The sequence below is a fragment of the Curtobacterium sp. B18 genome, from assembly GCF_000333375.1.
GTDB lineage: Bacteria > Actinomycetota > Actinomycetes > Actinomycetales > Microbacteriaceae > Curtobacterium.
Map to the genome: position 1 here is coordinate 1 of NZ_BACZ01000565.1, position 6,100 is coordinate 6,100.

Here is a 6,100-nt window from a genome sequence, read left to right on the forward strand (position 1 = left end):
CAACACCAGCAGCGCCAGCACCGCCGGCACCGCCGGCGGGAGCATCGGCAGCACCAGCAGCGCCAGCAGCGCCAGCAGCGCCAGCAGCACGGGGAACACCAGGCGCACCGGACGGGTCGGCGGCGCGCGCCTCGCCCTCGAGCACGACGGTCCACCGCGGCCACCACCGGTCGAACGGCAGGGCCAACCGGTCGGCGAGTACGCCCGCTGCGGCGAGCGCCTCGACCGACCCGAGCAGCCGCGACGCCGCCCCGGGTCGGTCCTTCCACCAGCCGTCCGGCACGCTGCCCACGACGTTCGCGGCGTCCACCACGACGTGCGGGGTGGTCTCGATCCGTGCCCGGAGCGCCGGCCAGGACGCGCCGAACCCGGGGTGCAGGGGCAGGTCCTCGACGTCGGCGACGGGCACCCAGGCGAGTTCGAGGCTCTCGCGGTCCGCGATCACCGGCTCGAAGGGACGGGAGGCGCGCCCCACCACCGTCGTGTAGGTCCAGAACCCGAGGTCCAGCACCGCGGTGTGCCGGAGGTCGACACCGTCGAAGGGGACGCCGGCCTCTTCAGCGGACTCGCGGAGCGCGCCGGTCACGGCGTCCTCGCCCTGGTGTCGGGCTCCGCCGGGGATCCCCCAGGTGCCGCCGTGGTGGCTCCACTCGACGCGGTGCTGCAGGAGCACCCGGCCGGAGCCGTCGTCGACGAGGAGTCCGGCCGCACCGAACCGTCCCCAGGCCTTGGTGCCGTCGGGACCGACCGCCCAGGCGTCGCCGGGATCGCGGGGGCCGGGTGGGGGCCCGGGAGGCGTGGTGTCTGGCACCCGTCAACCCTGTCACACGGGACCCGTCATGTGACCGGGGACGACGGAGCAGTTCGTGTACGGTGTCGCTCGAGACACGGGGTGCCGCGACCGGCGGCTGAGATCACACCCGTCGAACCTGCTCGAGCTCGTACTCGCGAAGGGATCGTCCATGCACACTGCTGCGCCCGTACCCACCCCGCCCGCCGGGGGTCCCGACCCGGACTGGGCCGATCGGACCGCCACGCTCCTCGAGGCCGTCCGCGCCCGGAGTCCCCTGGTGCACTGCATCACGAACACGGTGGTGCAGAACGTCACCGCGAACGTGCTGCTCGCCCTCGGCGCCTCGGCCGCGATGGTCGACGTCGTGTCCGAGGCCGGGCCGTTCGCCCGGGTCGCCGACGCCCTGCTGGTGAACACCGGTACCCCGCACGCGGAGCCGAGGGCCGCATCGCTCGAGGCGGCTGCGGCGGCCGTCGACGCCGGGACGCCCTGGGTCCTCGACCCCGTCGCGGTCGGGTCGCTGCCGGTCCGGACGGCGCTCGCCCGCGACCTGCTGGCGCTCGGTCCGACCGTACTGCGGGGCAACGCCTCCGAGGTGCTCGCGGTGCTCGGCGCCTCCGCCGGTGGCCGCGGCGTCGACAGCACGGTCGGTCCCGACGAGGCACGAGCGGCTGCGGTCGACGCCGTGTCCGGCCCGAGCGGATCCGGGAGGCGCGTGGCCGCGGTGGCCGTGTCCGGTCCGGTCGACCTGCTGGTCGCGCCGGGCACCGGTCCGGTGCGGGTGGCGAACGGCACGGAGCTGCTCACGCGGATCACCGGCGGCGGGTGCGCGCTCGGTGCCGTGGTCGCCGCGTTCACGGCCGTCTCGCCGGACGATCCGGGGGCGGCCGCCGTCGCCGCGACCGCGGTGCACACGATCGCGGCCGAGCTCGCCGCGCGGGAGGCCGGCGGGCCTGGCACGTTCCAGCCGCTGTTCCTCGACCGTCTGGCGTCGCTCTCGCCGGAGGACGTCGTGCGCACGGCACGGATCACGGTCGAGTCCCCGGCGGTGCCCGCGTGAGCGCCGGCGGGTTCGGGGTGTACCTCGTGACGGACCCCGTGCTGTCGGACCGGCACGGCCTCGGCGTGCTCGGGGTCGTCCGGGCCGCGGTGCACGGCGGAGTGCGGATCGTGCAGGTGCGCGACAAGCACGCGTCGGCGCGGGACCTGCTGGCGCTGACCGCGGCGGTGGCGGACGCAGTGGGTGACCGGGCGACGGTGGTGGTCGACGACCGGTTGGACGTCGCCCTCGCGGCTCGGCACGCCGGGCACCGCGTCGCCGGGGTGCACCTCGGCCAGTCGGACGTCCCGGTGACGGCGGCCCGTGCCCTGCTCGGTCCCGGCGCGCACGTCGGGTTGACCGCGAACAGCCCGGAGCACCTCGCGGCCGTGGCCGCACTCCCCCGCGGCACCGTCGACCTGCTCGGGGTCGGGGTCGTGCACCCGACAGCGACGAAGGCCGACCACCCGCCGGCCCTCGGGCACGCCGGGTTCGCCCGGCTCGCACGCGGCACGGACCTGCCGTGCGTGGCGATCGGCGGGGTGACGCTCGACGACGTCGGACCGTTGCGTGACGCGGGGGCCGCCGGCGTCGCGGTCGTGTCCGGCATCTGCGCGGCGGCCGACCCGGGCTCCGCCGCCGCCGCGCTCGTCGCGGCCTGGTCCGGTGCCGACGGCCGACGTACCGGCGGCGACCCGCGCCTCCCGTCCGACCGGGCGCACCACGGGGCGGACGCGTGAACGCCGCAGACGCGCGCCCCCGGCACGCCCCGCACACCCCGCAACCGCTGCGCACCCCGCGCATCCCGCGCGTGCTGAGCATCGCCGGGACGGACCCGACGGGTGGGGCGGGGATGCAGGCGGACCTCAAGGCCGTCGCGGCGCACGACGGCTACGGCATGGGCGTCGTGACCGCGCTCGTCGCGCAGAACACGCGCGGGGTGCGCTCGGTGCACGTGCCGGACGTCGGGTTCCTGCGGGAGCAGCTCGACGCGGTCTCGGACGACGTCACGATCGACGCGGTGAAGATCGGGATGCTCGGCACTGCCCGAGTCGTGCGGGTCGTGACCGAGTGGCTCCGCGAGCACCGCCCGCCGGTCGTGGTGGTCGACCCCGTGATGGTCGCGACAAGCGGGGACCGGTTGCTCGACAAGGACGCCTCGCAGGCGATGGTGGCCCTCATCGGTCTCGCCGACCTCGTGACGCCGAACCGGGCGGAACTCGCGGTGCTCGCCGAGCTGGCCACGCTGCACGGACCGGACCAGCGGCGAGACCGGCCGGACGGCTCGGACGGCCCGCAGACCCCGGACAGTCCCGAGAGCCAGGCCCTCGTGATCGCCCGCGCCTGGGACGTCCTCGTCCTCGCGAAGGGCGGCCACGACGCAGGCGACACCGCCGAGGACGTCCTCGTCGGTCCGACCGGGGTCCTCCGGCGGTTCACCGCACCCCGGGTCCGGACCACGAACACGCACGGCACCGGGTGCTCGCTGTCGAGCGCGATCGCGACGCTGGCCGCCCGCGACGGCGACTGGGAGCTCGCGATCGGCACGGCGAAGCACTGGCTCACCGCGGCCCTCCGCGGCGCGGACGCCCTCGACGTCGGGACCGGCAACGGGCCGGTCGACCACGGTGCCCTCGTCCGTGCGGCGCTGCCGGAGCCGCGGTGGACCGAGCGCTGGTGGGACGACGTCGCCGGGGTGCTGCAGGAGACGATCGCGTGCGACTTCCTCGTCGGCATGCGGGCGGGGACCCTCGACCCCGAGGTCTTCGCCGCGTACCTGGCGCAGGACGTCCACTACCTCCGCGCGTACGAGCGGCACCTGGCGCTGCTCGGCTCGTGGACGACCGGGGCCGAGGCCGCGTTCTGGCAGGCATCGGCCCAGGGCTGCGCCGACGAGGCGCGCGACCTCCACCACCGACGGCTCGCCGGGTCGCACGCCGAGGACCCCGTCCACCCGGTCTGCGCCGGCTACCTCGCGCACCTGCAGGCCGCTGCCGACTCCGGGTCCGCCGGGGTGCTCGCCGCGGCGGTGCTGCCGTGTTTCCGCGTCTACGCCTGGGTGGGCACGCAGATCGGTACGGTCGGCGCCGACCACCCGTTCGCGGACTGGATCGGCGCGTACGGCGACCCAGCGTTCGCCGAGGCCTCGGCGGAGGCGACGGCACGGGTCGAACGCCTCGCGGCCGCGGCGACGCCCGCCGAGCGCGGCGCCCTGACGCGCGCGTTCCGCACGTCGACCGCGAGGGAGGCGGCGTTATTCCGGAGCCGACGGCGATCGCCGACGCCGGGGTCACGGGCTGAGCGACACGTCACGCCCCCGACGGGGCGAGACGAGTCGCGGAGCGCGACGGCCCGCCGGCGGGGAGGGCCGCAGGCGGGTCCGGACGTGCGGGCGGGGGGANGGGAGGCGCGGGTNGGGGNNGACNNGCGCCTCCCGTCCGTCAGCGGGTCGCCGGAGGCAGCCGCACCAGCTCGACCGTCAGGTCGCGGCCGTCGACCGCGCCGCGCATCCACGTGTGGTCCGGCTGGCGGCGACGGTCCGTGGGCGATCCCGGGTTGAGCAGGCGGAGCCCCGACGGGGCGACCGTGTCCCACGGGATGTGCGAGTGGCCGAAGACGAGCACGTCGACGTCCGGGTACGCGGCCGTCATGCGACGCTCACGGCCCGTCGCGGCACCCGTCTCGTGCACCAGGGCGAAGCGGAGGTCCTCGACGGCGAAGTGCGCCTCGAGCGGCAAGCGGTCGTCGAACTCGGGGCCGTCGTTGTTGCCGCGGACCCCCTCGAAGCGGGCCGAGCGGGCCTGGACGGCGTCGAGCGTCGCGAGGTCGACCCAGTCGCCGGCGTGCACCACGAGGTCGGCGGCGTCGATGTCGGCCCAGAGCCCGGCGGGCAGGTCCTTCGCGCGCTTCGGCAGATGCGTGTCCGAGAGCAGGACGAACGAGGTCGTCACGACGTGGCGGGGCGGCCGGGCATCGGCAGCCCGGCCTCGTCCGCGGCGCCGAGCCGTTCGAGGAGCCCGGCGAGCAGTGCAATGTCGTCGTCCGACCAGCTGGCGAGCCGTTCGTCGAGCGCGTCACGGTGCAGCTGCACGGACCGGTCGAGTGCGGCCCGGCCGGCATCGGTTGCCACGAGGGGCTTCGCGTTGCCGGTGCCGCCGTCGACGGTCCGGATGAGCCCGGCCGCGAGCAGCCCGGACAGCTGCCGCGAGATCGTCGAACGGTTGAGCCGCAGGTACCGGGCGATGTCGATCGCCATGCACCCCTCGTGCTGCACCACGAAGTCGACGAGGGACTGGTCGACGACGCTCAGGATCGACTCCGAGCCGCGTGCCCGGATGCTCGCGCGCCGGGTGATGCGGGCGAGTTCCGTGTAGGCCCGTCCGATGTCGCTGTTGCGGACATCCGGCCTCGGTTCGCTCATCGCCGTGACTCCAGCCTGTCGGTGCCGGTCGCTGCCGGCGGTGTTCGGTCCCGCCACCATACCGGCGGGTACGGATCGGGCCGGCTCAGCGACCCGCCGCCGCGGCCTGCAGGGCCGCGATGTCGAGCTTCTCCATCTGCAGCATGGCCTCGAAGACGCGGGCGTTCGCCGCGGGGTCGCCGGAGCCGGTCATAAGGTCGCCCATCATCGACGGGGTCACCTGCCACGCCACGCCCCAGCGGTCGAAGAGCCACCCGCAGCGGCTCGGTCGGCCACCGTCGGCGAGCAGGCCGTCCCAGATCCGGTCGAGCTCCTGCTGGTCGTCGACGTCCACCTGGAACGAGACCGCGTCCGTGTGCTCGTGCCCGGGACCGCCGTTCATCGCACGGTAGGGCGAGCCGAGGAGCGTGAACTCGACCACGAGGGTCCGCCCGTCCGGGGTCCTGCTCACGCTGTCGATGCGGCTGTCGGGGAACAGCGCGACGTAGTGCTCCGCAGCCTGCTCAGCCTGGTCGTCGTACCAGAGGAACGGGGTGATCGTCGGCATGCGCGGTGCCCTTCGGTCCGGCTCAGTCCGCAGCGCCGCGGCTGAGCAGGTCTGCCTTCTCGGGGTGGTCGTCGAACCACTTGCCGACGAACCAGCACATCGGGACGATGCGCTTGGTGGAGTTCGCCTCGACGTCGGCGACCGCGAAGTCGACGAGCTCGGCGGCGTACCCGTGGCCGCGGTGCTTCGGCACCGTGTACGTGTGCGGGAACGCGATCGCGTCGCCGTTCTCGCGGTAGTCCAGGACGCTCACGAGTTCGCCGCCGACGTACATCGCGTAGCGGTCCTGGTCGGCTTCGT

Annotated in this window: 8 protein-coding genes and 1 riboswitch; of the genes, 3 read left to right on the plus strand and 5 right to left on the minus strand. The window is 75.0% G+C overall.

Going from position 1 to position 6,100, the window contains the following annotated elements:
- Positions 1-811, minus strand: an 811-nt coding sequence (locus I5E_RS15240; RefSeq protein ID WP_022907737.1) for an NUDIX domain-containing protein, incomplete at its 3' end; no start/stop codon positions are given.
- 67 nt (positions 812-878) lie between these two features.
- Positions 879-974, plus strand: a riboswitch (TPP riboswitch).
- Here I5E_RS15240 and thiM point away from each other — a divergent pair.
- The 3 genes from thiM to I5E_RS15255 all read left to right on the plus strand — a co-directional run bounded on the left by thiM (position 963) and on the right by I5E_RS15255 (position 4,392).
- On the plus strand, positions 963-1,853 hold the full coding sequence (gene thiM / locus I5E_RS15245; RefSeq protein WP_042723946.1) for a hydroxyethylthiazole kinase: 891 nt from the start codon (positions 963-965) through the stop codon (positions 1,851-1,853). Its footprint overlaps the riboswitch before it by 12 nt.
- Complete coding sequence (thiE, locus tag I5E_RS15250) at positions 1,850-2,572, plus strand: thiamine phosphate synthase (RefSeq protein WP_022907739.1); 723 nt, start codon at positions 1,850-1,852, stop codon at positions 2,570-2,572. The genes thiM and thiE overlap by 4 nt, the downstream gene beginning before the upstream one ends.
- Positions 2,573-2,685: 113 nt before the next feature.
- Positions 2,686-4,392, plus strand: coding sequence for a bifunctional hydroxymethylpyrimidine kinase/phosphomethylpyrimidine kinase (locus I5E_RS15255; RefSeq protein WP_441294334.1), 1,707 nt, complete (start codon positions 2,686-2,688; stop codon positions 4,390-4,392).
- On the opposite strand, the gene I5E_RS15260 is transcribed toward I5E_RS15255, so the two are convergent.
- The 4 genes from I5E_RS15260 to I5E_RS15275 form a co-directional block, all read right to left on the minus strand.
- Positions 4,274-4,783, minus strand: coding sequence for a metallophosphoesterase family protein (locus tag I5E_RS15260; RefSeq protein ID WP_022907741.1), 510 nt, complete (start codon positions 4,781-4,783; stop codon positions 4,274-4,276). The two genes, I5E_RS15255 and I5E_RS15260, sit on opposite strands and share 119 nt — an antisense overlap.
- Entirely contained in the window at positions 4,780-5,253 is a 474-nt protein-coding gene (locus I5E_RS15265; protein WP_187290518.1) for a MarR family winged helix-turn-helix transcriptional regulator, read from the minus strand. Before I5E_RS15265 ends, I5E_RS15260 begins: the two co-directional genes overlap by 4 nt.
- An 85-nt stretch (positions 5,254-5,338) precedes the next feature.
- On the minus strand, positions 5,339-5,800 hold the full coding sequence (locus tag I5E_RS15270) for a VOC family protein (protein WP_022907743.1): 462 nt from the start codon (positions 5,798-5,800) through the stop codon (positions 5,339-5,341).
- Positions 5,801-5,822: 22 nt separating this feature from the next.
- Positions 5,823-6,100: GNAT family N-acetyltransferase (locus tag I5E_RS15275; RefSeq protein WP_022907744.1), on the minus strand; the 278-nt coding region annotated here is incomplete at its 5' end.